Below are 21,781 nucleotides of genomic sequence, written 5' to 3'. Positions count from 1 at the left end.
AGCCGCGCCACCCGGCAGGTCCGCGGAGCCGGCGGGCCCGGCCAGGCATGGTGCGGGGCCCCTTCCGGTCGGAAGGAGCCCCGCGGCGAGGGTGCGTCAGAGGGTCAGGGTCCAGGTGTTGAGATAGCCGGTGTCGCCCGAGTAGACGTCGCGCACCTGGAGTCGCCAGGTGCCGTTCGCCGCCTCCGACGAGAGGTTCGCGGTGTAGGTGGCGTTGACGTTGTCGGCACCGTCGAAGAAGCTGCTGTTCTTCAGCCGGTACGCGGAGCCGTCCGGGGCGACCAGGTCGATGACCAGGTCACCGCGGTAGGTGTGGACGATGTTCACCGCGACGGTCGACGCCGACGAGGCGTTGCGGCCACACCCGGAGATCACGATCGAGCTGGACACGGTGGCACCGGTGTCCGGGATCGCGACGTCCGTGCCGTTGCTGCCGGAGCAGCCGCCACCACCCGAGCCGGTCACCGTCAGCGAGTACGTCGCCGTACGGGTGCCCGACGCGGCCGTGCCCGTGACGGTGACCGTGTACGTGCCGGGCGGGGTGCTCGCCGAGGTGGCGATGGTGAGCGTGGACGAGCCGCCCGAGGTGACCGTGGACGGGTTGAACGAGGCCGTCGCGCCGGCCGGCAGGCCGCTGGCGGAGAGGCTGACCGACTGCGCGGAGCCGTTGGTGGTGGCGGTGGCCACGGTGGCGGTCACCGACCCGCCCGGGGCGGTGGAGCCGGAGGTCGGCGACACCGAGACCGAGAAGTCGTTGGTCGGCGGGGTGGTGCCGTTGTCCACGTAGAGCAGTCGGTTCGGGGTCCCGGTGCCCACGTTGGTCACCACGTTCGGGGTCGCGGCGTTGACGAGGTTGTCGCGAACCTGCTGCGGGCTCCACGACGGGTTGGCTGAGAGGACGAGCGCCGCGGCGCCGGCGACGTGCGGCGACGCCATGGACGTGCCGCTGATGGTGTTCGTCGCGCTGTTGCCGGTGTACCAGGCGGAGGTGATGTTGACGCCCGGGGCCAGGATGTCGACGCAGGTGCCGAAGTTGGAGAAGCTCGCGGCGGCGTCGTTGTTCTGGGTGGCGCCGACCGTGATCGCCGACCCGACCCGGGCCGGGGAGTAGTTGCAGGCGTTCTGGCGGTTGCCGAAGATGTCGCCGTTGCCGGCGGCGACGGCGTAGGTGATGCCGGAGTTGATGGAGTTGGTGACCGCCGTGTCGATCGAGCTGTTGGCGGAGCCACCGAGGCTCATGTTCGCCACGGCCGGCTTCACCGCGTTCGCGGTCACCCAGTCGATGCCCGCCACGACCTGGGCGTTGGTGCCGCTGCCCTGGCAGTTCAGCACCCGGACGCCGACGATCTGCACGCCCTTGGCCACGCCGTACGAGGAGCCGCCGACGGTGCCCGAGACGTGCGTGCCGTGGCCGTTGCAGTCGTCGGCGGAGCCGCCGTCCACCGCGTCGAAGCCGGAGACCGCCCGGCCGCCGAAGTCGTTGTGCCCGTAGAGCACGCCGGTGTCGATGACGTAGGCGCGCACGTTGGACGCCGTGGTCGGGTAGGTGTACGAGCTGTTCAGCGGCAGGTTGCGCTGATCGATCCGGTCCAGGCCCCAGGAGGGCGGGTTGGCCTGCGTGCCGAAGATGGAGACCGTGTGGTTCTGTTCGACGTACGCCACCGCGGAATCGGCGGCGATTCGGGCCGCTGCCGTCGCGCCGACCTTGACCTCGAAGCCGCGCAGCGCGGCGGTGTAGGTGCGGGCGACCTGGCCGCCGTGCCTGCCGACCAGCCGTTGGGCGTTGTCACCCACCCGGCTCCGGCCGACGGCGCTGTCCTTGAAGACCACGATGTAGCTGTCCGGCACGGCGGTGGCCCCGCCCGCTTCCCGGATCACCCCGACGGGCTCGGCGGCCATGGCGGGTGCGGCGGTTGCCAACATCGCCAGGGTGGCCACCCCCACGAGTGCGGACCTGTGTGAAAGACCCATCTCCCTACCTCCCTCCGACCGGCAGCCGACCGTCCACCCGCGAATCCGAGGTTGATCGATGGTTGCCGATCCACATGAGGGTAGATCGGCGAGGTCCGGGAGTTAAACATGTCGAAGCGTCCATAACGTCGGCGAGATGCCCCTACGGGTGAGGTAGGGGGCGAACCGGGGCCGGCCCCGGATTCGCCGACCGCCGAACTGGAGAAGGCTGAGCACATGGATGGCCATCTCATCGTTCTGCTGCCGATCGCCGCGGTCTGGCTGGCCGCCGGTGTGGTGGCGGACCGACTGCCCCGGCTGGACCGCGCCCGCGCACTCCGCCGGCGTACCGGATGGTTGCTCGCTTTGACGCTGACCGGCCTCGGCCTGACGGCGGCGGTGCTGGCGGTCGGCCTGACCAGTGCCGGCGCGACGCTGGTCGACCGGGCCGCCGCCGGGCTCGGCCTGGCCGCCGGCCCGGCGCTCGCCGTCGCGGTCTGCACGGTGCGGCGACTGCGCCGGCTCCGGGCCGGTGCCGGCGCGTTCGCCACCGCGCCGGAGACGCCGGCGCCGCACGGCCTGCGAGCCGCCGGGGCGCATCCACTGATCGGCCTGCCGGTGCAGGTCACCGCGCTGGCCACACTGCCGCCGGTGCTGTCGGCCGCAGGGCTGGACCTCGCCGCCGACCCCCGCCTGACCGGACCGGCCGTCACCCTGGGCGGTCTCGCGGTCATCGCGATCGGGGTACGCCTGGCGCTCCGCCACAGCCGGCTTGCCGAGCGGGCGTTACCGGAGGCGACGGCGACCTCAGCGCGTGCGGCTCGGCCCCTGCACGTATAGCAGCTCCAGGATCGCCCGGGTCGCCTCGAACCAGCGGTCCAGCCAGCCGGGCGGCGGCACGCTGCCCTTCGGCGGCAGCTCCATCAGCAGGCCGCGCAGCAGCGGGTGGTCGACCAGCGACTCGCTCGGCTCCAGCGGCCACCCGGCCGGCGGGAACGAGGGCTCGGTCAGCGGGTTCGGGTCGAGCGAGGGCAGCGTCAGCGGCGGCCCGGCCTGCTCCGGCGCGGCCGACCCGGCGTCCCGCCCGCCGACCTCGGTGTCGGTGGACACGACCTCGGTGAGCACGGTGTCCCGGCGCGCGCCGCGGTACTTGCCGCCGAAGCGCTCCGACTTGCCCGGGCCGTTGGTGAGGTTGTCTGAACCGATCGTCGTCATCCGTCTCGCCTGCCTCGCTCGGTTTCCGATCCGTGCGGCGGGTTGTCGACCAGCGCCGTATCGAGGGGTTCAACGAGACGGAACGCAAGTGGCGACGGGCCGGGCGGGGAGATCCCAGACCGACCCGTCGTCAACGCCACGTTGCGTCGATCAGTGCTGGACGAACCCGCCGCTCCGTGTCCGGGTGACGAAGGCGTGCCAGTCTCCCGGAGCGAAGACCAGGGCCGGGCCCGTCTTGTCCTTCGAATCCCGAACGCCGACCGCCCCGGTCACGTACGCCACCTCGACGCAGTTGTCGCAGTTCGGCCCGCTCTTCGTGCTCTTGAACCACGTCGCGTGCCTCAGGTCCACGGGGAACTCCTTGGTCGCCATTTCCACAGCGGCTCCTCTACCAGTTTCGCGATGTGAGCTATGGATTCCTCCGGGCGAATGGCCGCTGCTCGAATGTGATCGAAGATGAAGCTGTACTTCTGCAGTTCGTCGCTCTTCTCCAGGAAGAGCCCACCCGTGGCGTTCTCCGCGTACACGACATCGGGATCACTCGGTTCGGGGAAGCTGAGAATGGTGAAGGTGCCGTCCATGCCGGCGTGCGCGCCCACCTCGAAGGGCAGGACCTGAAGCGTCACGTTCGGCAGTTCCGCCACTTCCACCAGCCGCTGGAGCTGGCCACGCATCACCGCGTCGCCGCCCACCGGCCGGCTCAGCACCGCCTCATCGAGCACCACCCACAAATCGACCGGATCGTCCTGGGTCAACAACGACTGACGGCCCAGACGGACACGCACCCGTTGCTGCACCTGGTCGACGGTGAAGTCCGGGCGGGCCGCCCGGATCATTGCCCCGGCATACTCCTCGGTCTCCAGCAGGCCCGGGACCACCTGCTGTTCGTACGCCCGGATCGAGCTGGCCGCCGCCTCCAGGCCGACGTACGCCCCGACCAGCACGGTGCTGTAGGGGTGCCACCAACCCTTCTGCCGGGCCTCCCGAGCGATCTGCACGAGCTCGTCGCTCTCGACGCCCACCACGCCGTAGATCCGCAGCATGTCGCGGACGTCCCGCGGGGTCGCGGAGGTGTGGCCGGTCTCGATCCGGGAGATCTTCGACGCCGAGCACTCGAGCTGCTCGGCGACCGTCTCGATGGTTATCCCCGCCGCCTCGCGCTGGCGGCGCAGTTCGGCGCCCAGCCGGCGACGCCGGATGGTGGGGCTGCGCCGCTCGCTCACCGCGGCACCCCGCGGCTCACCGGGTGGTGGTCCCCGTTCCTCGCGCTCACCCGGTTACCTCCCGGTGGCTCGCGCCTGCGTCGACACCCGCCGAGGCGCGATCGACGAACGGCGGGCGATCGTTCGCGGCAGGGGTGGTGCCGGTCGTCGACCGGCCGCGTCGGGCGAAACCGGCGTCCAGTGTGCCCGTCCGGGGTCGGCGTCATCAAGCGCCTCGTTCACGTGTCGCGCTCGCGTATCGGCAAAAGTCGACGTGCAACTTGCATGTCGCACGTCACTGATGCACTCTGTCCGTATGGCTCGGGTTACTCACCGTCTCCCCACGCTTCCCCGGTCCGGCGACGACACCGGCGGCGGGACGACGGCCGGGCGACCCGGTCCAGCTGCGACGACGAGACCTGCCCCGGGGTGATGACCCCGCCGCTGCACGCCCGACGGCTGCGGCGGCGGGAGCGGTAACCGGGAGCAGCACGGTGATGGTCGGGTGGCGGTCCGCCACCAGCGGGTACGGCCCGACCACCGCCACCGATCCACCGGCCGGCCGGGCACGACCCCGGCCCCGGGCCCAGAAACCCTTCCCCCGACAACCCTCCGGTCCGGCACCGCCGGCCATATCCTCCCCAGGAGCCCATGTGCTTCCCCGCTCCGGTGACGTACTGCACGTGACTCGCGCGGCGAGTGTCCAGTTCATCCGACCCATCACGTTCCGGGTCATCCGGGTGCTCGACTGGCCCACCTACGACGGTTGGCTCTGGCTCGACGGTTACGAGTTGAACGCGGCGGGGGACGCGGTCAACCGACGGTCGATCTTCGTACAGGAGGCCGGTCTCCGGCAGCTCCAGACGGCGCCCGTGCCGCGCCAGCACACCGTACGGGCCCGACGGACGATCAACCGCGCACCGGTGGCGGTGGGCTGACCTCCGCCATTACCCGGTCGGGGGGCGTGCCGTCGCCATAGACTCGGTACGCCCACCCCGGCAAAAGTCACCACCCCGCGCGTCCCGGACCCTGAACCTGGGATGGCCATGGTCAATATGCCCGCCGCGCGGCGGCACCACAGGTCCCGTATCGGTTACGCCTTCGGGCTGCTGGCGCTGGTCGGCGCCGTCACCACCCTCGTGGTGGTGGTGCGCTATCCGGCCGAATCGGCGACCCGGCTGGCCGAGCCGGTTCCTGCTCCCGAGATCACCGTGGTCGAGCAGAACTCACCACCTCCCGGCGTGGCCGGGTACCCCGGCTACGAGGACGACTCCGACTACCCAGCGGACCTCGCGGCACCCGACGACCACCGGAACGGCGACACCGCACCGGGCCCCGAGGCGAACGCCTCGGAGGATCCCGCCAGCGGCGCCGGATCCCGGCCCGGCACCGGCGGCGACGAGGCGGCCCTGGCCGGCTCGTCCACAGCCGATGCCCGGCAGGCCCTCAGCCAGTCGCTCTTCTACTCCGGCCTGCTCGGCCTGACCATCTCCCTGGCCGGGCTGGGACTGGTCGGCACGCGACGCCGGATGTGGTGAGCTGACGGCCTCCTAGCCGGTGGGGGTGACCTCGGGCGTCGGCTCGACCGTCCGGGTCGGCGAAGCCGTCGGCGACGGCGCGGCGGCCACCACCAACGTCACCCGGTCACCGGCGTCGACCAGCTCACCCGCCTCCGGGTCGGTCTCGATCACGGTGCCCGGCGGCTGCTCCGACGACCCCCGCGTCCGCACCCGGTACGACAGGTCGAGCCGGTCCAGGATCCGCTCGGCCGACGCCCGCGGCAGCCCCACCAGGGGCGGCACCGGGATCTGGGCGGCCGCCGTGGTGGCCGGCGTGCTGGGCGCCTCGGTGGTCGGGGCGGCGGTGGTCGCGGCCGTGGTCACCGGCGCGCTGGTCGGCGGCGGCAGCGAGGGTTCCTCGTCCCGCTCGTCGACCGCCCGCAGCACCAGCCAGATCCCCGTGCCGAGGGCGGCGAGCAGCAGCAGCGCCAGGATGCCCAGCAGGATCGGCATCCACCAGCGACGTCCACGCTGCTCCTCGCCGTACCACTCGACCGGCTCCCGGTAGTCGGCCGGACGCGGCGGTGGCACCCCGGCCCGCCCGGACCAGACGGGCGGCGCGGCCGGCACCGTCTGCTCCCCGGCACCGGCCGGGGGTAGCGGCCGGGTCAGGTCCAGCGGCTCGTGCCGGGCCGTGGCGTCCAACGGCTCGTGCGGGGCGGTCGCGTCCGACGGCTGGTGTCGAGCGGTGGCATCCAGTGGTGCGGGCGTGCCCGGCGGCTGTCCGTCGCCGGCGCGGGGCAGCGGGCGGGTCGCGTCGTCGGCGGACTCCTGGCGGTCGTCGCTCATCGCACGTCCTCTCCCACCGGGGCAGGCGTCGTGGCCCTCGACGGTCCACGGTAACGGTCGCGATCACCAGCCGCCGGGATCGGCGCGGCGAACCGCCCGCGCCTACTCCTCGCCGCCGCAGGAGATGGCGACCTCGTCGTTCCAGCGCCGGGTCACGTCGGGCTCCGGATCCTGGGAGCGGACCTTGCCGACCCGGCCCGTGCGGTAGCGCGGGTAGAAGCCGCGCTCGACGATCGTCGCGGCGGCGTCGGCGCAGTCGTAGTCGTCCAGATCGGGCACCTCCGCCTCCGGTGCCGGCCCGGCGACGTACACCTTGACGGTGGTGCCGTGGCTCACCCGGGTGCCGGGGGCGGGGTCCAGGCGCTCGACCTTCTCGCCCAACCCGGTGCCGAAGATCAGCCGCCACCCCAGCTTCCGGTCCCGCAGGTCGCTGCGTACCCCCTCGAAGCCGTCGCCGACCAGGTCGGGGACGGTCACGTACCCGGCGGGGGGCTTGCTCGGCGCGGCGGGCGCGGTGGTCCGGGGGGTCGTCGGTGCGACGGTCGCCGGCTGCGCCGCCGGTGACGGGGCGGCCGAGGTCGGGGCGGGTGCCGAGGTCAGGGCGGTCGACGCCGCCGCGGCCGGCGGATCGGTGGAGGACGGCTCGTCCGGCCCGGCCAGCACCCAGCCGGCGGTCGCACCCACGGTGGCCAGCAGGACGAAGGCCAGCCCGCCGCCGATCAGCAGCGGGGCGCGACCCCGCGGTCCCGGCTGTGGAGTGTCCAGAAGGGTGTGTCCGTCGCTCATCGCACTCTCCGCCTCGTCACCAGCGACCGTACCGGGCGATGCCAAGCCGTCACCGCACGTCGTCCCGGTGGTTACACGGCTCGCCGCGCCGAGCAGGGGGCGCTACGCTCCCCGGCATGGCCAGACTGGGCTGGGGAGGATCGGTCGCCACCGCGGTCGGCGTCGCTGCCGGCGTGGGTGCGGCACAACTGGGTTTCGCCTACGGGCTGGGCGTCATCGACTGGGCACCGACCGAGCCCGCCGCTGCCGGCGCCGCCTGGTACGCCAGCCTCGCCTGGGCGACCTGGATCGCGGCCGTCTCCACCATCGCCGGGGCCGTCTGCGCCCAGCGGCTGGAGGAACGGGGACACGACGGCGACGCCGCGCCGGGCGGCACGCTGCGCCGGCTGACGCTGGCCGTGGCCGGCGCGGTGGGTGCGCTGATCACGGTGCTGCTGGTTGCCGTGCCCGCCCGGGCGGCGACCGTGCCCGACACCTTCTCGCCACAGAGCCTGGCCGCCGGGTACGCGGCGGTCGGCGTGCTGGTCGGGCTGCTGACCGCGATCTGGGCGCTGCACACGCGGGCCGTCGCGACCAACGTGATCGCCACGGTGGGCTGGATCTGGCTGCTCGCCGTGGTGTCGGTCGCGGACGGGGTGCTCGCGGGACGCGGGTTGACCAGCGCCCAGCTCGGGATCTGGCAGATCAGCACCGACAGCGCCCGGTTCTGGCTGCGGGACTACGTCTACTGGCCGGGGCTGCTGCTGGCCGCCGGTTCGGCGCTGCTGATCGGCGCGCTGGCCGCGCGGCGTATTGCCCGGGTGGCGGAGCGTCGGCTCGGCGCGGCCGTGTCCGGTGCGGCGGGTCCGCTGCTCGTCTCGGTCGCCTACTTCGTCGCCGTGCCGCGGCTGGCCGAGGTCACCCCCGCGCAGGTCTCGGCGCACTTCGTCGCACCGTACGCGGTCCTCGTCGGCGCGGCCGGCTCGGTGCTGGTGGCCGCGCTCGCCCAGCGCGCCGAACGGCGCACGGCCGCTCGCCCGGCGATGGTGCCCCGGCAGCGCACCGGCGACCTGGACGACGGCGGGTTCGCCGGCGACCTCGCGTCGGCCGGCGAGTCCTTCGACACCCCCGGCCGGTCCGGCGCGACGCGTCGGGCCGCCGGCCCGACGGGCGACCTGAAATCAGGCACGGCGACCCGACCGACGGTCGGCACGGCGACCACGACCGCCACCCGACCGGACGGGACAGGGCTCGCCGATCCGCTCGCCGGAACGGACCCGGCCGACACCCGGCCGGACGGGACCAGCCGCCCGGACGACGGCTCGCCCGCCACCGGCACCGGACGGACCCGACCGGCCCGCCGCGGCCGGGCCACCCCTCCCGTCCGGGATTCCGGGGCGCAGTCGACGACCTCGACCGACGAGACCGCGCCCGACCCGACGCCGGAGACCATCGACCCCTCGGACGCGTCACCCACCACCGCCCCCCGGACCCGCCCGTCCCGCCGCCCCCGCTGACCCTCACTCGCGCCCCCACCCGGCCCGATGGCCAGGCACTTCCCGGAAAGAGTGGCTATCCGACGCGGAACAGTCCCTCTTTCCGTGAAAGTGCAGCGCCAGGGCGGGGCTTGTTGTGGGGGGTGGGTCAGTCGACGGGCCAGGTGTGGACGGGTTCGTTGCTGCGCTGGAGTTCGGCGTAGCGGCGGGCCATGTGGTGCAGGGCGGCCTCGCGGTTCATGTTCCGGTGCCGCTCGGCCGCCCAGACCGCCTCGGTCTGCCAGACCGCGCCGTTGCGGCCGGTCCGGCAGCGCTGCTCGATGACGCCGAGCAGCCGGTCGCGCTCGGCCGGGTCGACGCCGAACCGGTCCAGCCCGGTCGCCGCCGTCGGCAGCAGCGTGTCGAGGACCAGCTTGGCCACCGGCACGTCCCCGAGTCGGGGCCAGTGCAGGACGGCGTCCATGCCGCGCCGGGCGGCGGCGTGGAAGTTCTCCTCGGCGGAGCTGAAGGTGAGCTGGCTCCAGATCGGCCGGTCCGACTCGGCCAGCCCGCGGGCCAGCCCGAAGTAGAAGGCGGCGTTGGCCAGCATGTCCACCACGGTCGGGCCGGCCGGCAGCACCCGGTTCTCCACCCGCAGGTGGGGGCGACCGTCCATGATGTCGTAGACCGGCCGGTTCCAGCGGTAGACCGTGCCGTTGTGCAGCCGCAGCTCCGAGAGCTGGGGCACCCCGCCGGCGTGCAGCACCTCCACCGGGTCCTCGTCCTCGCAGATCGGCAGCAGCGGCGGGAAGTACCGGACGTTCTCCTCGAACAGGTCGAAGATCGAGGTGATCCAGCGCTCGCCGAACCACACCCGGGGTCGTACGCCCTGGGCCTTGAGTTCGTCGGGGCGGGTGTCGGTGGCCTGCTCGAAGAGGGCGATCCGGGTCTCGGCCCAGAGCTGCCGCCCGTAGAGGAAGGGGGAGTTCGCGCCGATCGCGACCTGGACCCCGGCGATCGCCTGGGAGGCGTTCCAGTAGTCGGCGAAGCTGTCCGGCGCGACCTGGAGGTGGAACTGGAGGCTGGTGCAGGCCGCCTCGGGGGCGATCGAGTCGGTGTGCGTCTGGAGCCGTTCCACGCCCCGGATGTCCAGCTCGATGTCCTCGCCCCGGGCGCCGACGATCTGGTCGTTGAGCACCCGGTAGCGCTCGTTGGTGGAGAGGTTGTCCACCACCAGGTGCCGCTCGGTGAGCGTGGGCAGGATGCCGACCAGGACGATCCGGGCGTCGGACTTCGCCGCCCGCTCGTCGGCGCGGGTCAGGCTGCTGCGCAGGTCGGCCTCGTACTCGGCGAACCCGCTGCCCTCGATCAGCCGGGGCGCGGCGTTCAGTTCGAGGTTGAACTGGCCGAGTTCGGTCTGGAAGAGCGGGTCGGCGATGGCGGCCAGGATCTCCTCGTTGCGCATCGCCGGCTCGCCCGCCGGGTCCATCAGGTTGAGTTCGATCTCCAGGCCGGTCATCGGCCGGTCCGCGTCGAAGCCGAAGTCGTCCAGCATCAGCGCGAAGACGTCCAGGCTGCGCCGAACCTTCTGCCGGTAGCGGACCCGGTCTTCCCGGGAGAAGGCGCCCTGCTCGACGTCCCTACCCATGTGCCCTCCCGGCGCGAGGCGCGCGGGACCGTGTCGTCCCGCCCGCGTTGTGAACAACCACGGTAAGAGCGCCACCTCGCCAGGGCCAGTGGCCCAACGAATACGCGCTGTGGCCCTCTCTACCCAGCGGCCACCGCGGGCACCGGCCCGGCTGACGAATAATTCGTGACAATTTGCACGGGGAGACGGGGCGAGGCCCCTGCTCAGGAGAGCAGGGGCCTCGCCGGGTGGGTCCGCAGGGATCAGGCCTGGCGGACGGCCTCACCCTCGATCTCGATCTTGATCTTCTTGCCGACCAGCACGCCGCCGGTCTCCAGCGCCACGTTCCAGGTCAGACCGAAGTCCTCCCGGTCGATCTCGGTGCTCGCGGAGAAGCCGAAGATGTCCTGGCCGAACGGGCTGCGGCCGACGCCCTCGAACTCGACGTCCAGCTCCACCGACCGGGTGACGCCCTTGATGGTGAGCTCGCCGAGCAGCACGAACTCGTTGCCGTCCCGGGACTTCACACCGGTGCTGCGGTACTCCAGCGTCGGGAAGGCCTCGGCGTCCAGGAACTCCGGGCTGCGCAGGTGGGCGTCCCGGTCGGCCTGGGCGGTGTTGATGCTGGCGGCCTGGATGGTGGCGGTGACCGAGGACTGCATGGGGTCCTCGGCGATGGTGATGGTGGCCGAGGCGTCGGCGAACTCACCGCGTACCTTGCTGACCATCATGTGCCGGGCGACGAACCCGACCCGCTTGTGAGCCGCATCCAGCAGGTAGGTGCCGGCGGTAGGGACGGTGAGGCCCTCCCAGTCGCGGGTAACCGACTCGGTGCTGGTCATGGTGCGTCCTCCAGGGAAGAGATTGTTTAGAAGCCCAACGACTGACGAAGCAACTATAACCGCAGCAATATTCCCCGTGTCAAGCACTGTTAGGATGGCCAGGTGGATCAGAACGTGTTCGACGACCCCCGGATCACCGCCGTCGGCCTCCTCGTCGAGGCGTACGCCGGGCTGTCGGCCCGGTTCGCCGACCAGTACGAGGAGCACGGCCTCTCCGCCGTCGAGTTCGAGGTGCTGATGCGGCTCGCCCGGTCCCCCGGGCACCAGCTGCGGATGACCGACCTGGCGGCGCAGACCTCCCTGTCGACCAGCGGGGTGACCCGCGTGGTGGACCGGATGGAACGCGACGGCCTGCTGTGCCGTAGCGCCTGCCCGTCCGACCGCCGCAGCTCGTACGCGGTGGTCACCCCATCGGGGCTGAAGCGCCTCGACGAGACCCTCCCGGGTCACCTACGGATCATCGAGCAGTGGTTCACCGGCCAGCTCGAACCCGCGGCGCTGGCGGCGATGCTCGACGGCCTGCGCCGGGTGCGGGACGCCGTCCACCCGGGGGCGACCGCCGGCAGCACCGAGCCGGCCCACGAACCGGCGGCCTGACGCCGGCACCCCGCCTCGCGCTACCGGCAGAACCACCGGCAGAACTGGCCACGCCGGCCCGGACAACGCAGTGAAGTCCCGCAAAGCGGACGTCAGGGGTGGCTAGCCTTCGTCGAGTGCGGGGGGAGCACGTGGGGGGGTGCCGGCGCGAGCGATTGAGCGAGGGGAATCATCAGGGGGCTTCTTCGCTCGCGCCTCCCCGCCCCCCGCTGTTGCGCCCCAGGTAGCGATCGCTTCGCCGGTCAGGCGTACCCGGCGCCCGCCGTGACGACCAGCGCGGTGGTCAGTGCCGGTCGGTGGGAACGAGGCCGGGGGCGGTACGGAACGAGATCGCCTCCATGAGCGGCTTGCGCTTGGTGTTGTGGAACGCCGCGATGCGCCAGCGCCCGTCCGCTTGACGCACCAGGACGTAGGTCTGGACCTTGCTCAGCCGTTTCGGCCGGCTGCCCTTGTAGGTGTCGCCGCGGCCGGTCACCAGGGCCGTGTCCGGGCCGGGGAACCGGACGTCGAGAACCTCGTCCGCGAGTCGCGTGCCCTTGACGAACTTGGCGAACAGGGTGCGGTGGCTCTCCACGATGTCGTGCCGGCCCTGATAGCGGGTGCCGACGAAGGTGACGTAGGTGGCGTCGTCGGTGAACAGATCGCCGTAGGCGTCGGCGTCGTGCCGACCCCACGCGTCGACCAGGGCGTGCAGGACGTCGGTAACGGCTGTCCGGTCATCCGCGTGCATGATTCCTCCAGTGACGTGATACAGATACTGCGCACGTGCAGTATCTGCGCACGTGCAGATATTAGAGAAGGAATCGACGAGATGGCAAGTCCGCAGGAGCGGCACGTGATCTTCCGGCGCTACCTGGACGCCGTCGGGCTGCACGGCATGGCGGGCGCCGAGGCCGCCGGCCTGCACGCGACCGAGTGGTACGCGCTGAGCCTGATCAGCCTCGACGGCGCGCTGACCTCAGGCGAACTGGCCACCCGGACCGGCCTGACCACCGGCGCCACGACGCGCCTGATCGACCGGCTCGAACGCGCCGGTTACGTACGCCGGGCCGCGGACCCGTCCGACCGCCGCAAGGTCGTGGTCCAACCGGTCCCCGACGCGCTCACGCGCATCGACCAGGTCGTCGCACCCGGACGCCGCAGAATCGCCGACGTCCTCGCCCGCTACACGCCCGAGCAGCTCGACCTGCTCTTCGACTACTTCACCCACGCCGCACCCGCCTACCGCGAGGCCACCGAGGAGATCCGCAAGCACACCCGCGGCTAGTGCGTCGACCACTCGCGTTCGCCGGGTGGTCGGTCATGCCGATCCTCGCTCGCCGGCCGCACAGGGGCCGGGTCGCGTGGACGACGCCCGGTTCTCATCCGACCGGGCGGAGCCCGCGAAGCAGATCCTGCTCGTACGGCAGCAGGCGGATCCCGCTCTCCCGGCAGGCCCGGTCGAGACGGTCCAGCACGGCCGGGTCGCCCGTGCTCGCCGCCAGCCCCACCAACGCCTCGACCACGTCCCGGCGGTACTGACCGTCGACACCGGCCTCCACCGCCGCCCCGAACCACTCCGCGGCCAGCTCCCGGTCGCCCCGGTGCAGCGCCACCGTCCCCTCGATCAGGGCGACGACCCCCTCCTCCGGCTGCGGGGTCGCCACCGCCGTGCTCGCACGCCCCTGCCCCACCGGCCACCCGAGCCAGCCCGATCCGGACGGCGACGGCACCACGGCTCCCGGCGACACCGGCCCGGAGCGGGCCGCGACGACACCGTTCGGCAGCGCGGGTCCGGACGGGACCACGTCGCAGCGCGGCACGGCGGCGGCCGCCGGTGGCCCGTCGGCCGGGACCGCCGGACCCGGGAGCGGCACCGGGCGCGCCTCCGCCCGCAGCTCGGCCAGCACGTCGACGGCCTCGTCCAGCCGACCGTCCCCGGCCAGCGCCAGGCCGACCGTGCCGAGAACCCGACGACGGTGTCCCGGGTCGCCCAGGTCCGCCAGCGCACCGGCGACCCGGCGGCCCTGCTCCACCGCCTCGGCGTACCGGCCCTGGAGGCGGGCCACGTCGGCCAGGTTGGCCCGGGCCAGCAGCCGCAGCCGCCGTTCGTCGCACTGGGCGGCCAGTCGGTCGACGATGGCCAGCCGCCGCCGGGCGCCGGTCAGGTCACCGAGGCGGATCTCGTGCCAGGTGAGGTTGTTCTGGGCGACCGCCATGTCGCGGATCCGGCCGTGCCGGGTGGCCAGCGCCAGCACCGCCTGCGCCTGCTCGCGCCCCTCGTCGTGCTCGCCGGTGGCGACGAGCAGCGCGCAGAGCACCGTCCGGGCTTCCAGTTCACCGGTGACCTCGCCGTGTGCGGCGAAGACGTCGAGCGCGGCGCGGGCCGTCGGCAGCTCCTGCGCCCCCGCGCCGTGCTCGGCGGCGAGCCGGGCCACCCCGAGCAGCGCCCAGGCCCGCAGCACCGGGTCGGCGTCGGCGGTACGCGGGTCGGCCAGCAGCCGGCGCAGCCACTGCCGCCCGGAGACGTCCCGCCCCCGCAGCCGCCACCAGCGGGTCAGCGCCGCCGCCAGCCGCAGTGCGGTCAGCGGGTCGTCGGTGGCGGCGTGCGCCAGGGCGGCGCTGATGTCGCTGGTCGCCTCGTCGAGCTGGCGTACGGCGGCGGGCAGTTTCGCCCCGACCAGGTCCGGTGCCGTCCGGGTGACCAGTCGGGCCACGACGACGGCGTGCCGGCGGCGGATCGCGGTCAGCTCGCCCAGGCCGGCGGCCCGCTCGACGGCGAAGTCCCGGACCGCGTCGAGCAGCCGGAAGCGGAACGGACCAGAACCCCGGATGCTGAGCAGCCCCAGCTCCACCAGCCGGTCCAGCAGCGGAACCGGGTCGACGACGACCGCGCCGTCCTGGTCGGCTTCGTCGGCCAGCAGTTCCTCGGCCAGCTCCACCGACCAGCGGTTGGCGAACGCGGAGAGTCGGCGCACGGCCGCGCGCTCCGAGGCGGCGAGCAGCCGGTAGCTGGTGGCCACCGCCTCGCGCAGGGTCACCGCCACCGCCGCCCGCGCGCGGCCCGACCCCGCCGGCTCGGCGGCCTCCCAGCCGCGTCGGCCCAGGTCGGGGCTGGCCAGGTCGAGGACCCGGTCGCCGTACCGGTCGAGCAGTTCGTCGAGGTCGAGGATCCGGCCCCGGGCCGCCATCAGCTCGATCGCGAGCGGCAGCCCGCCGAGCCGGCGCACCAGGGCCGCCAGGGCGGGCAGCTCCCGCGGGTCGGGCGGCTCGGGGCGGACCCGGGCGAGTCGCGCGGCGAAGAGCGCCGCCGCCGGGTAGCGGGCCAGGTCGGCGGCGTCCACCACGTCGGCCGGCGGCACGTCCAGCGGCGCCACCGGACGGACCAGTTCCCCGGGTACGCCCACCGGGTGCCGCCCGGTCACCAGCACCCGCAGGCTCGGCACCGCGTCGGTGAGCTGCCGCAGCGCCTCGGCCAGCGGGTCCGGGGCCCGCTCGGCCGCGTCCACCAGCAGCAAAGCCGGCCGGTTGCGCAACCGGACGGCCAGGTCGGGCAGGCGGGCCGCGCCGAGCACGGTGCTCATCGCGGCCAGCACGTCGGCGGCGTCGGAGCCCTCGCCGACGAGCACACCGGCCACGCCGCCGGAATACGCGGTGACGACCTCGTGCGCCACCGCCAGGGCCAGCGCCGTCTTGCCCACGCCGGCCAGCCCGACCAGGGTCACCACCCGCGGCCAGTGGCCCGTGGTGAGCAGCGCGGCGAGGTCGGCCAGGTCCCGCTCCCGCCCGATCAGCTCGACCGGGGGCGGCAGCGCGATCGGCGTACCTGCGGGGTGGGGTTCACCGGGCGCGGACCCGGCGGCCGGCGCGCGGCCCGGGTCCCCGGCGACGGCCGGGACGGCGACCCGTCCACGGGCGGTGGTGAGGAAGGCGGCGCGCGGCCCGTCGGTGAGGCCGAGCGCGTCGGCGAGCAGCTCCACGGTGGTGCGCTGCGGCCGGCTGGACCGGCCGCGCTCCAGGTCACGGACGGTCCGCACGCCGACCCCGGCCCGGTGGGCCAGCTCGGCCTGGGTGAGACCGGCGCGGAGCCGATGCCCTCGCAACAGCTCCGCCAGCGGGGTACGACCACCCGGCGCCAACTGGTGATCATGAGCCGGTGTCATGGCCACGAAGGGTACGGACCGGATACGACGGTCGACACGGGTGCGTCGTCCAGCCGACGCGCCGGAATCCGACAGGCCCCTCCCGTGCGGCGGCGCGGCAGGGGCCGGGGGCCGGATCAGACGCCCAGGTCGCGGGCGATGATCATGCGCTGCACTTCGGAGGTGCCCTCGCCGATCTCCAGGATCTTGGAGTCCCGCCAGAACCGGGCGACCGGGTACTCGTTCATGAAGCCGTAGCCGCCGTGGATCTGGGTGGCCTCGCGGGCGTTGTCCACCGCGATCGTGCTGGCGTGCAGCTTGGCGATCGCCGCCTGCCGCTTGAACGGCTCACCGGCCAGCATCCGCGCGGCGGCGTCGTAGTACGCCAGCCGGGCGGTGTGCGCCTTCAGCTCCATGTCGGCGATCTTGAACTGGATCGCCTGGTAGTTGCCGATCGGCTGGCCGAAGGCGTGCCGCTCCTTCGCGTACTTGATCGACTCGTCGACGCAGCCCTGGGCGAGGCCGACGGCGAGCGCGGCGATGGCGATCCGACCCTCGTCGAGGATCCGCAGGAACTGCGCGAAGCCCCGGCCGCGCTCACCGAGCAGGTTCGCCGCCGGCACCCGGCAGTCGTCGAAGGTCAGCTCGTGGGTGTCCGAGGCGGTCCAGCCGACCTTGGAGTAGCCCGGCGCCACCGTGAAGCCCGGCGTCCCCGTCGGCACGATGATGGTCGACAGCTCCTTCGAGCCGTCCGGGTTCGTGCCGGTGACCGCGGTGACCGTGACCAGCGCGGTGATGTCGGTCCCCGAGTTGGTGATGAACGCCTTCGAGCCGTTGATCACCCACTCGTTCGTCGCCTCGTCCAGCACCGCGCGGGTCTGGGTGCCGCCGGCGTCGGAGCCGGTGCCCGGCTCGGTCAGCCCGAAACCGGCCAGCGCCTCGCCGCTGAGCAGCTTCGGCAGCCAGGTCGCCTTCTGCTCCTCCGTGCCGAACCGGTAGATCGGCATCGCGCCGAGGGAGACCGCGGCCTCCAGGGTGATCGCCACGCTGGAGTCGACCCGGGCCAGCTCCTCCAGGGCGAGGCAGAGCGCGAAGTAGTCGCCGCCCATGCCGCCGTGCTCCTCACCGAAGGGCAGGCCGAACAGGCCCATCTTGCCCATCTGGCGGATCACCTCGTACGGGAAGGTGTGCTTCTCGTAGTGCTCGGCGATGACCGGGGCGACCACCTCACGCGCGAAGTCCCGCACGCTGGACCGCAGCGCCTCTTGTTCCTCGGTGAGCCGGAAGTCCATCTGATCCTCCTGGTGGGACGCCTCTGTGGACGGGCCGCCGGGCGCTCGTGACGCCGCGTCGGGTGGTGTGGGTCGGGGGTCAGACCGGGGTGACGCCGTGCCGGCGCCGGGAGAAGTGCCGGTCCTTGGTACGCGCGGCGGCGAACCGGCGGACCAGCTCGGCGCGCAGCTCGTGCGGCTCGACGATGGCGTCGACCACCAGTTCGCTGGCGAGCCGGACGACGTCGATGTCCCGCTCGTACTCCTCGCGCTTCGCGGCGACGAAGGCGGCCCGCTCGGTCTCGTCGGCGATCGCGGCGATCTTGTTGGCGTAGACGGCGTTCACCGCGGCCTCCGCCCCCATCACCGCGATCTTCGCGGTGGGCAGCGCGATGGTCGCGTCCGGCTCGAAGCCCGGCCCGGCCATCGCGTAGAGGCCCGCGCCGTACGCCTTGCGGACCACCACGCAGATCTTCGGCACGGTCGCCTCGGAGATCGCGGTGATCATCTTGGCGCCGTGCCGGATGATGCCCTGCTTCTCCACCGCGCTGCCGACCATGAAGCCGGGGACGTCGCTCAGGAAGAGCAGCGGCACGTTGAAGGCGTCGCAGAGCTGCACGAACCGGGTCGCCTTGTCGGCGGAGTCGACGAAGAGCACCCCGCCCTTGAACATCGAGTTGTTGCCGACCACGCCGACGACCTCGCCGTTCAGCCGGCCGAAGCCGATCGTCAGCTCCTTGGCCCAGAGCGCCTGGATCTCGAAGAACGAGCCGTCGTCGAGCAGGCCCTTGACGTACCGGCGCATGTCGAAGGCCTGCCGCTCGCTGGCCGGCACGAGCGCGGCCAGGTCGACCTTGTCGGACGCCTGCTTGGCGGGCGCGGCGGGCGGCTGCTGGGTCCAGTTCGCCGGCAGGTACGACAGGTAGGTCCGCACCACGTCGAGCGCGTCGGCCTCGGTCTTGCAGAGGAAGTGCCCGACCCCGGACTCGGCGCAGTGCACCTTGGCGCCGCCCATCGCCTCCAGCGTCGTCTTCTCGCCGGTGACCATCTCGACCATCCGGTCCGAGCCGAGGTACATGCTGGCGTTGCCGTCCACCATGGCCACCACGTCGCAGAACGCCGGGATGTACGCCCCGCCGGCCGCGCTCGGCCCGAACAGCGCGCAGACCTGCGGGATGGAACCCGAGGCGCGGACCTGGTTCCAGAAGATCTTGCCGGCGCCGCGCCGACCCGGGAACAGGTCGACCTGGTCGGTGATCCGGGCGCCGGCCGAGTCGACCAGGTAGACCATCGGCACGCCGGTCGAGTAGGCCCGCTCGATGATCCGGATGATCTTCTCGACCGTGCGGGCGCCCCAGCTGCCGGCCTTGACCGTCGAGTCGTTGGCCATCAGGCAGACCTGCCGGCCGTCGATGGTGGCGGTGCCGGTGACGACGCCGTCGGCGGGCAGCCCGTCGGCCATCGCGTTCGCGTAGAGGCCGTCCTCGACGAAGGAACCCTCGTCGACCAGGAGCGTGACCCGTTCGCGGGCGAAGAGCTTGCCCTTGGCGGCGTTCGCCGCGTGGTACTTGTCCGCACCGCCGGCCCGGGCGCGCTTGCGCAGCTGCTCCAGTGCCTCACCGTCGAGCGTCACGCCGACTCCCTCGCCGCCTGGGCCGGGCCACCTCGTGAGCGGACCGACTGACCTGAACGATCGTTAGGCTAGCGCATCGCTCTCCGCTTCGGCGACCCATGGGTGCGGTCACCACCCCCGGACGCGCCCGCCCGGCGCCCGCCCGGTACCGATCGACAGTGGTGATCAAGAAGTTTGCGTCAGGAATCCGCGTGGATCTGACGCAAACCTCTTGATCACCGCGAGCGGGGCCGGGGGGCTGGGGCTGGGTGCGGGGGTCAGGTCGGCAGCGGGGTGAGGCGGGTGCGAGGGCCGGCGCGCAGGACGCCGGAGGGGAGCTTCTTGCCGACCAGCTCCTCGGCCAGCTCGGCCGCCTCGATCAGCGCGTCCAGGTCGATGCCGGTGTCGATGCCCATGTCGTGCAGCATGTGCACCGCCTCCTCGGTGGCCAGGTTGCCGCTGGCTCCCGGGGCGTACGGGCAGCCGCCGAGGCCGCCGACGCTGGCGTCGAACTCGGTGACGCCCAGCTCGAGCGCGGTCAGCAGGTTGGCCAGGGCGGTGCCCCGGGTGTTGTGGAAGTGCAGCAGCACCGGGATGTGCGCGTTGCGGTCCCGTACGGCGGTGACCAGCTCGCGGACCCGCCGGGGCGTACCCATGCCGGTGGTGTCGCCGAACGCGACCCGGTCGGCGCCGTCGCGGACGACGCGGTCGACGATGCCGGCCACCCGCTGCGGGTCGACGTCGCCCTCGTAGGGGCAGCCGAAGCTGGTCGCCACGATCACCTCGGCCCGGGCGCCGGCGCCGTGCAGCAGGTCGATCAGCTCGGCGATGTCGTCCAGCGACTCCTCGGTCGAGCGGTTGACGTTGCGCCGGTTGTGCGTGTCGCTGGCCGAGACGACCACCTCGATCTCGGTGAACCCGGCCGCGAGGGCCCGCTGCGCACCCCGGGTGTTGGGCACCAGGGCCGAGTAGCGCACCCCGTCGGCCCGGGTGGCGCGCTGCCACACCTCGTCGGCGTCGGCCATCTGCGGGATCGCCTTCGGGTGCACGAACGACACCGCCTCGATCCGCTTGACGCCGGTGCCGGAGAGCGCGTCGAGCAGCCGCACCTTGGCGTCGGTGGGGATCGGCTCCTCGTTCTGGAGCCCGTCCCGCGGCCCGACCTCACGGATGGAGACGAAGTCCGGCAGTTCCGCCATAAGGGGTCACCTCACTGTGACGTAGTGCTGTGCGCGTCCCCCCACCCTCCCACTCCGCACCGCCCGTCCGCACCCGACCCTGTCGATCATGAAGTTATTGCCCTCCCCCTCGGCGTGTCGGGGCAACAACTTCATGATCAACGGGGGTCGAGGGGTCAGCGCATGCGGGAGACGATGCCGGTGTCGTAGTCGCCGGAGAGGAACTCCTCGTTCTCCAGGAGTTCGGCGAAGAAGGGGAGGTTGTTCTTCGGGCCGGCCAGTTCGAAGGCGGCGACGGCCGCCTTGGCGCGCTCGATGGCCTCGGCGCGGGTGGCGCCGCTGACGATGAGCTTGGCCATCAGGCTGTCGTAGAACGGGGTGACCGTGTTGCCCTCGATGTAGCCGGAGTCGACCCGCACGCCCTCGCCGGTCGGCTCGACCCAGGTCTTGATCGCGCCGGGCCCCGGCAGGAAGCGCTTCGGGTCCTCCGCGTTGATCCGCAGCTCGATGGCGTGCCCGCGCGGGGCGAGCGCGTCCGGGTCGAACGTCGGCGCCAGGCCGGCCGCCACCCGCAGCTGCTCCTCCACCAGGTCCACGCCGTAGACCAACTCGGTCACCGGGTGCTCGACCTGGAGGCGGGTGTTCATCTCCAGGAAGAAGAATTCGTTCGTGGCGGGGTCGAGCAGGCACTCCACCGTGCCGGCGTTGCGGTAGCCGACCGCCTCGCCGGCCCGTACCGCCGCTGCCAGGAACCGCCCGCGCAGCTCCGGGGAGACCGCCGGCGACGGGGACTCCTCGACCAGCTTCTGGTTGCGCCGCTGCACCGAGCACTCCCGCTCGCCCAGCGCCACCACCCGGCCGTCGGCCAGGCCGAGGATCTGCACCTCGACGTGGCGTACCCGGGGGAAGTACCGCTCGATCAGCACCGAGCCGTCGCCGAACATCCGCTCGGCGAAGGAGCGCACCTTGTCGTACTCGGTGCGCAGGGCGGTCTCGTCGGTGGCCACGCCCATGCCCATGCCGCCGCCACCGGCAGCGGCCTTGACCATCACCGGGTAGCCGATCTCCGCCGCGGCCGCGACCGCCGCGGCCAGGTCGGCCGCCGGGTCGGTGGTGCCGGGCGCGACCGGAACACCGGCCGCCGCCATCAGGTTCCGGGCGTTGATCTTGTCACCCATCGCGGTGATCGCGTCCGCGCGGGGCCCGACCCAGATCAGGCCGCTGGCCTCGACGGTACGGGCGAAGTCCGCGTTCTCCGAGAGGAAGCCGTAGCCGGGGTGGATCGCCTGCGCGCCGGTCGACTTGGCGGCGGCGAGGATCGCCTCGACGTTCCGGTAGCTCTGCGCCGGGTTGGCCGGGCCGACGCAGACCGCCTCGTCGGCCTCGGTGACGAACGGCAGGCCGGCGTCGGCCTCCGAGTGCACCGCGATCGCGCGGATACCGAGCCGCTTGGCGGTACGGATGATCCGGCGGGCGATCTCGCCCCGGTTGGCGACCAGCAGCGACTCGATCATGTTTCCTCCCGACGTCCAGGGGTGGGGACGGGTGCCAGGTAACCACGAGCCGCCGGTTACTCAC

At 72.8% G+C, this 21,781-nt stretch carries 20 protein-coding genes; 6 read left to right on the top strand and 14 right to left on the bottom strand.

Features of this window, described 5'->3' with window-relative positions; genetic code table 11:
* Positions 1 to 96 precede the first annotated feature (96 nt).
* The gene (locus M2302_RS17470) at positions 97 to 1,971 is read right to left on the bottom strand and encodes a S8 family serine peptidase (RefSeq protein WP_280838936.1); all 1,875 of its coding nucleotides are present in this window, start codon (positions 1,969 to 1,971) and stop codon (positions 97 to 99) included.
* A 216-nt stretch (positions 1,972 to 2,187) separates the two neighbouring features.
* On the opposite strand from M2302_RS17470, the gene M2302_RS17465 reads away from it, so the two are divergent.
* On the top strand, positions 2,188 to 2,790 hold the full coding sequence (locus tag M2302_RS17465) for a hypothetical protein (RefSeq protein WP_280838935.1): 603 nt from the start codon (positions 2,188 to 2,190) through the stop codon (positions 2,788 to 2,790).
* Here the strand turns inward: M2302_RS17465 and M2302_RS17460 are convergent.
* The 3 genes from M2302_RS17460 to M2302_RS17450 form a co-directional block, all read right to left on the bottom strand.
* The gene (locus M2302_RS17460) at positions 2,758 to 3,165 is read right to left on the bottom strand and encodes a hypothetical protein (RefSeq protein WP_088959607.1); all 408 of its coding nucleotides are present in this window, start codon (positions 3,163 to 3,165) and stop codon (positions 2,758 to 2,760) included. The genes M2302_RS17465 and M2302_RS17460 overlap by 33 nt on opposite strands.
* A 150-nt stretch (positions 3,166 to 3,315) precedes the next feature.
* Positions 3,316 to 3,537: a DUF397 domain-containing protein gene (locus tag M2302_RS17455; protein WP_280838934.1), complete on the bottom strand. Its 222-nt coding sequence runs from the start codon at positions 3,535 to 3,537 to the stop codon at positions 3,316 to 3,318.
* Positions 3,507 to 4,388, bottom strand: a complete 882-nt coding sequence (locus M2302_RS17450; RefSeq protein ID WP_210777653.1) for a helix-turn-helix transcriptional regulator — start codon at positions 4,386 to 4,388, stop codon at positions 3,507 to 3,509. Before M2302_RS17450 ends, M2302_RS17455 begins: the two co-directional genes overlap by 31 nt.
* Positions 4,389 to 5,020: 632 nt before the next feature.
* Here M2302_RS17450 and M2302_RS17445 point away from each other — a divergent pair.
* Together M2302_RS17445 and M2302_RS17440 are read left to right on the top strand one after the other, a co-directional pair.
* A complete protein-coding gene (locus tag M2302_RS17445; RefSeq protein WP_280838933.1) occupies positions 5,021 to 5,305 on the top strand; it encodes a hypothetical protein in 285 nt (94 codons plus the stop codon).
* 102 nt (positions 5,306 to 5,407) lie between these two features.
* Positions 5,408 to 5,905 carry a hypothetical protein gene (locus tag M2302_RS17440; RefSeq protein ID WP_280838932.1) on the top strand — a complete coding sequence of 166 codons (498 nt, stop codon included), beginning with the start codon at positions 5,408 to 5,410 and terminating at the stop codon, positions 5,903 to 5,905.
* Positions 5,906 to 5,917: 12 nt separating this feature from the next.
* Here the strand turns inward: M2302_RS17440 and M2302_RS17435 are convergent, their stop codons facing one another.
* The gene (locus tag M2302_RS17435; RefSeq protein ID WP_280838931.1) at positions 5,918 to 6,715 is read right to left on the bottom strand and encodes a PASTA domain-containing protein; all 798 of its coding nucleotides are present in this window, start codon (positions 6,713 to 6,715) and stop codon (positions 5,918 to 5,920) included.
* Between the two features lie 102 nt (positions 6,716 to 6,817).
* Positions 6,818 to 7,501: a PASTA domain-containing protein gene (locus M2302_RS17430; RefSeq protein WP_280838930.1), complete on the bottom strand. Its 684-nt coding sequence runs from the start codon at positions 7,499 to 7,501 to the stop codon at positions 6,818 to 6,820.
* A gap of 116 nt (positions 7,502 to 7,617) precedes the next feature.
* Between M2302_RS17430 and M2302_RS17425 the strand changes: the two genes are divergently transcribed.
* On the top strand, positions 7,618 to 8,997 hold the full coding sequence (locus M2302_RS17425) for a hypothetical protein (RefSeq protein ID WP_280838929.1): 1,380 nt from the start codon (positions 7,618 to 7,620) through the stop codon (positions 8,995 to 8,997).
* A 127-nt stretch (positions 8,998 to 9,124) separates the two neighbouring features.
* Here the strand turns inward: M2302_RS17425 and M2302_RS17420 are convergent, their stop codons facing one another.
* Positions 9,125 to 10,603: a glutamate--cysteine ligase gene (locus M2302_RS17420; RefSeq protein ID WP_280838928.1), complete on the bottom strand. Its 1,479-nt coding sequence runs from the start codon at positions 10,601 to 10,603 to the stop codon at positions 9,125 to 9,127.
* Positions 10,604 to 10,845: 242 nt separating this feature from the next.
* Positions 10,846 to 11,424 carry a YceI family protein gene (locus tag M2302_RS17415; protein ID WP_280838927.1) on the bottom strand — a complete coding sequence of 193 codons (579 nt, stop codon included), beginning with the start codon at positions 11,422 to 11,424 and terminating at the stop codon, positions 10,846 to 10,848.
* Positions 11,425 to 11,526: 102 nt separating this feature from the next.
* Between M2302_RS17415 and M2302_RS17410 the strand changes: the two genes are divergently transcribed.
* Positions 11,527 to 12,021, top strand: coding sequence for a MarR family transcriptional regulator (locus M2302_RS17410; protein ID WP_280838926.1), 495 nt, complete (start codon positions 11,527 to 11,529; stop codon positions 12,019 to 12,021).
* 283 nt (positions 12,022 to 12,304) lie between these two features.
* Here the strand turns inward: M2302_RS17410 and M2302_RS17405 are convergent, their stop codons facing one another.
* Entirely contained in the window at positions 12,305 to 12,751 is a 447-nt protein-coding gene (locus M2302_RS17405) for an SgcJ/EcaC family oxidoreductase (RefSeq protein ID WP_280838925.1), read from the bottom strand.
* An 81-nt stretch (positions 12,752 to 12,832) separates the two neighbouring features.
* Between M2302_RS17405 and M2302_RS17400 the strand changes: the two genes are divergently transcribed.
* A complete protein-coding gene (locus M2302_RS17400; RefSeq protein WP_280838924.1) occupies positions 12,833 to 13,288 on the top strand; it encodes a MarR family transcriptional regulator in 456 nt (151 codons plus the stop codon).
* A 94-nt stretch (positions 13,289 to 13,382) separates the two neighbouring features.
* Here M2302_RS17400 and M2302_RS17395 read toward each other — a convergent pair whose 3' ends face one another.
* The 5 genes from M2302_RS17395 to M2302_RS17375 all read right to left on the bottom strand — a co-directional run bounded on the left by M2302_RS17395 (position 13,383) and on the right by M2302_RS17375 (position 21,717).
* Positions 13,383 to 16,163: a helix-turn-helix domain-containing protein gene (locus tag M2302_RS17395; RefSeq protein WP_280838923.1), complete on the bottom strand. Its 2,781-nt coding sequence runs from the start codon at positions 16,161 to 16,163 to the stop codon at positions 13,383 to 13,385.
* Positions 16,164 to 16,279: 116 nt separating this feature from the next.
* Positions 16,280 to 17,434: an acyl-CoA dehydrogenase family protein gene (locus tag M2302_RS17390; protein WP_280838922.1), complete on the bottom strand. Its 1,155-nt coding sequence runs from the start codon at positions 17,432 to 17,434 to the stop codon at positions 16,280 to 16,282.
* A gap of 79 nt (positions 17,435 to 17,513) precedes the next feature.
* A complete protein-coding gene (locus M2302_RS17385) occupies positions 17,514 to 19,046 on the bottom strand; it encodes an acyl-CoA carboxylase subunit beta (protein WP_280838921.1) in 1,533 nt (510 codons plus the stop codon).
* 257 nt (positions 19,047 to 19,303) lie between these two features.
* Entirely contained in the window at positions 19,304 to 20,224 is a 921-nt protein-coding gene (locus M2302_RS17380) for a hydroxymethylglutaryl-CoA lyase (RefSeq protein WP_280838920.1), read from the bottom strand.
* Between the two features lie 155 nt (positions 20,225 to 20,379).
* Positions 20,380 to 21,717, bottom strand: coding sequence for a biotin carboxylase N-terminal domain-containing protein (locus M2302_RS17375; RefSeq protein WP_280838919.1), 1,338 nt, complete (start codon positions 21,715 to 21,717; stop codon positions 20,380 to 20,382).
* Positions 21,718 to 21,781 lie beyond the last annotated feature (64 nt).

It is taken from the genome of Micromonospora sp. A200, from assembly GCF_029893845.1.
Classification (GTDB): domain Bacteria; phylum Actinomycetota; class Actinomycetes; order Mycobacteriales; family Micromonosporaceae; genus Micromonospora; species Micromonospora purpureochromogenes.
This window is presented reverse-complemented; position numbering and strand designations above follow the sequence as displayed.

What these genes read in the sequence shown, in the direction of transcription:
- M2302_RS17470 (WP_280838936.1), bottom strand. Translation starts at nt 1,971, where the DNA reads ATGGGTCTTTCACACAGGTCCGCACTCGTGGGGGTGGCCACCCTGGCG.
- M2302_RS17465 (WP_280838935.1), top strand. Translation starts at nt 2,188, where the DNA reads ATGGATGGCCATCTCATCGTTCTGCTGCCGATCGCCGCGGTCTGGCTG.
- M2302_RS17460 (WP_088959607.1), bottom strand. Translation starts at nt 3,165, where the DNA reads ATGACGACGATCGGTTCAGACAACCTCACCAACGGCCCGGGCAAGTCG.
- M2302_RS17455 (WP_280838934.1), bottom strand. Translation starts at nt 3,537, where the DNA reads ATGGCGACCAAGGAGTTCCCCGTGGACCTGAGGCACGCGACGTGGTTC.
- M2302_RS17440 (WP_280838932.1), top strand. Translation starts at nt 5,408, where the DNA reads ATGGCCATGGTCAATATGCCCGCCGCGCGGCGGCACCACAGGTCCCGT.
- M2302_RS17435 (WP_280838931.1), bottom strand. Translation starts at nt 6,715, where the DNA reads ATGAGCGACGACCGCCAGGAGTCCGCCGACGACGCGACCCGCCCGCTG.
- M2302_RS17430 (WP_280838930.1), bottom strand. Translation starts at nt 7,501, where the DNA reads ATGAGCGACGGACACACCCTTCTGGACACTCCACAGCCGGGACCGCGG.
- M2302_RS17425 (WP_280838929.1), top strand. Translation starts at nt 7,618, where the DNA reads ATGGCCAGACTGGGCTGGGGAGGATCGGTCGCCACCGCGGTCGGCGTC.
- M2302_RS17420 (WP_280838928.1), bottom strand. Translation starts at nt 10,603, where the DNA reads ATGGGTAGGGACGTCGAGCAGGGCGCCTTCTCCCGGGAAGACCGGGTC.
- M2302_RS17415 (WP_280838927.1), bottom strand. Translation starts at nt 11,424, where the DNA reads ATGACCAGCACCGAGTCGGTTACCCGCGACTGGGAGGGCCTCACCGTC.
- M2302_RS17405 (WP_280838925.1), bottom strand. Translation starts at nt 12,751, where the DNA reads ATGCACGCGGATGACCGGACAGCCGTTACCGACGTCCTGCACGCCCTG.
- M2302_RS17400 (WP_280838924.1), top strand. Translation starts at nt 12,833, where the DNA reads ATGGCAAGTCCGCAGGAGCGGCACGTGATCTTCCGGCGCTACCTGGAC.
- M2302_RS17395 (WP_280838923.1), bottom strand. Translation starts at nt 16,163, where the DNA reads ATGACACCGGCTCATGATCACCAGTTGGCGCCGGGTGGTCGTACCCCG.
- M2302_RS17390 (WP_280838922.1), bottom strand. Translation starts at nt 17,434, where the DNA reads ATGGACTTCCGGCTCACCGAGGAACAAGAGGCGCTGCGGTCCAGCGTG.
- M2302_RS17380 (WP_280838920.1), bottom strand. Translation starts at nt 20,224, where the DNA reads ATGGCGGAACTGCCGGACTTCGTCTCCATCCGTGAGGTCGGGCCGCGG.
- M2302_RS17375 (WP_280838919.1), bottom strand. Translation starts at nt 21,717, where the DNA reads ATGATCGAGTCGCTGCTGGTCGCCAACCGGGGCGAGATCGCCCGCCGG.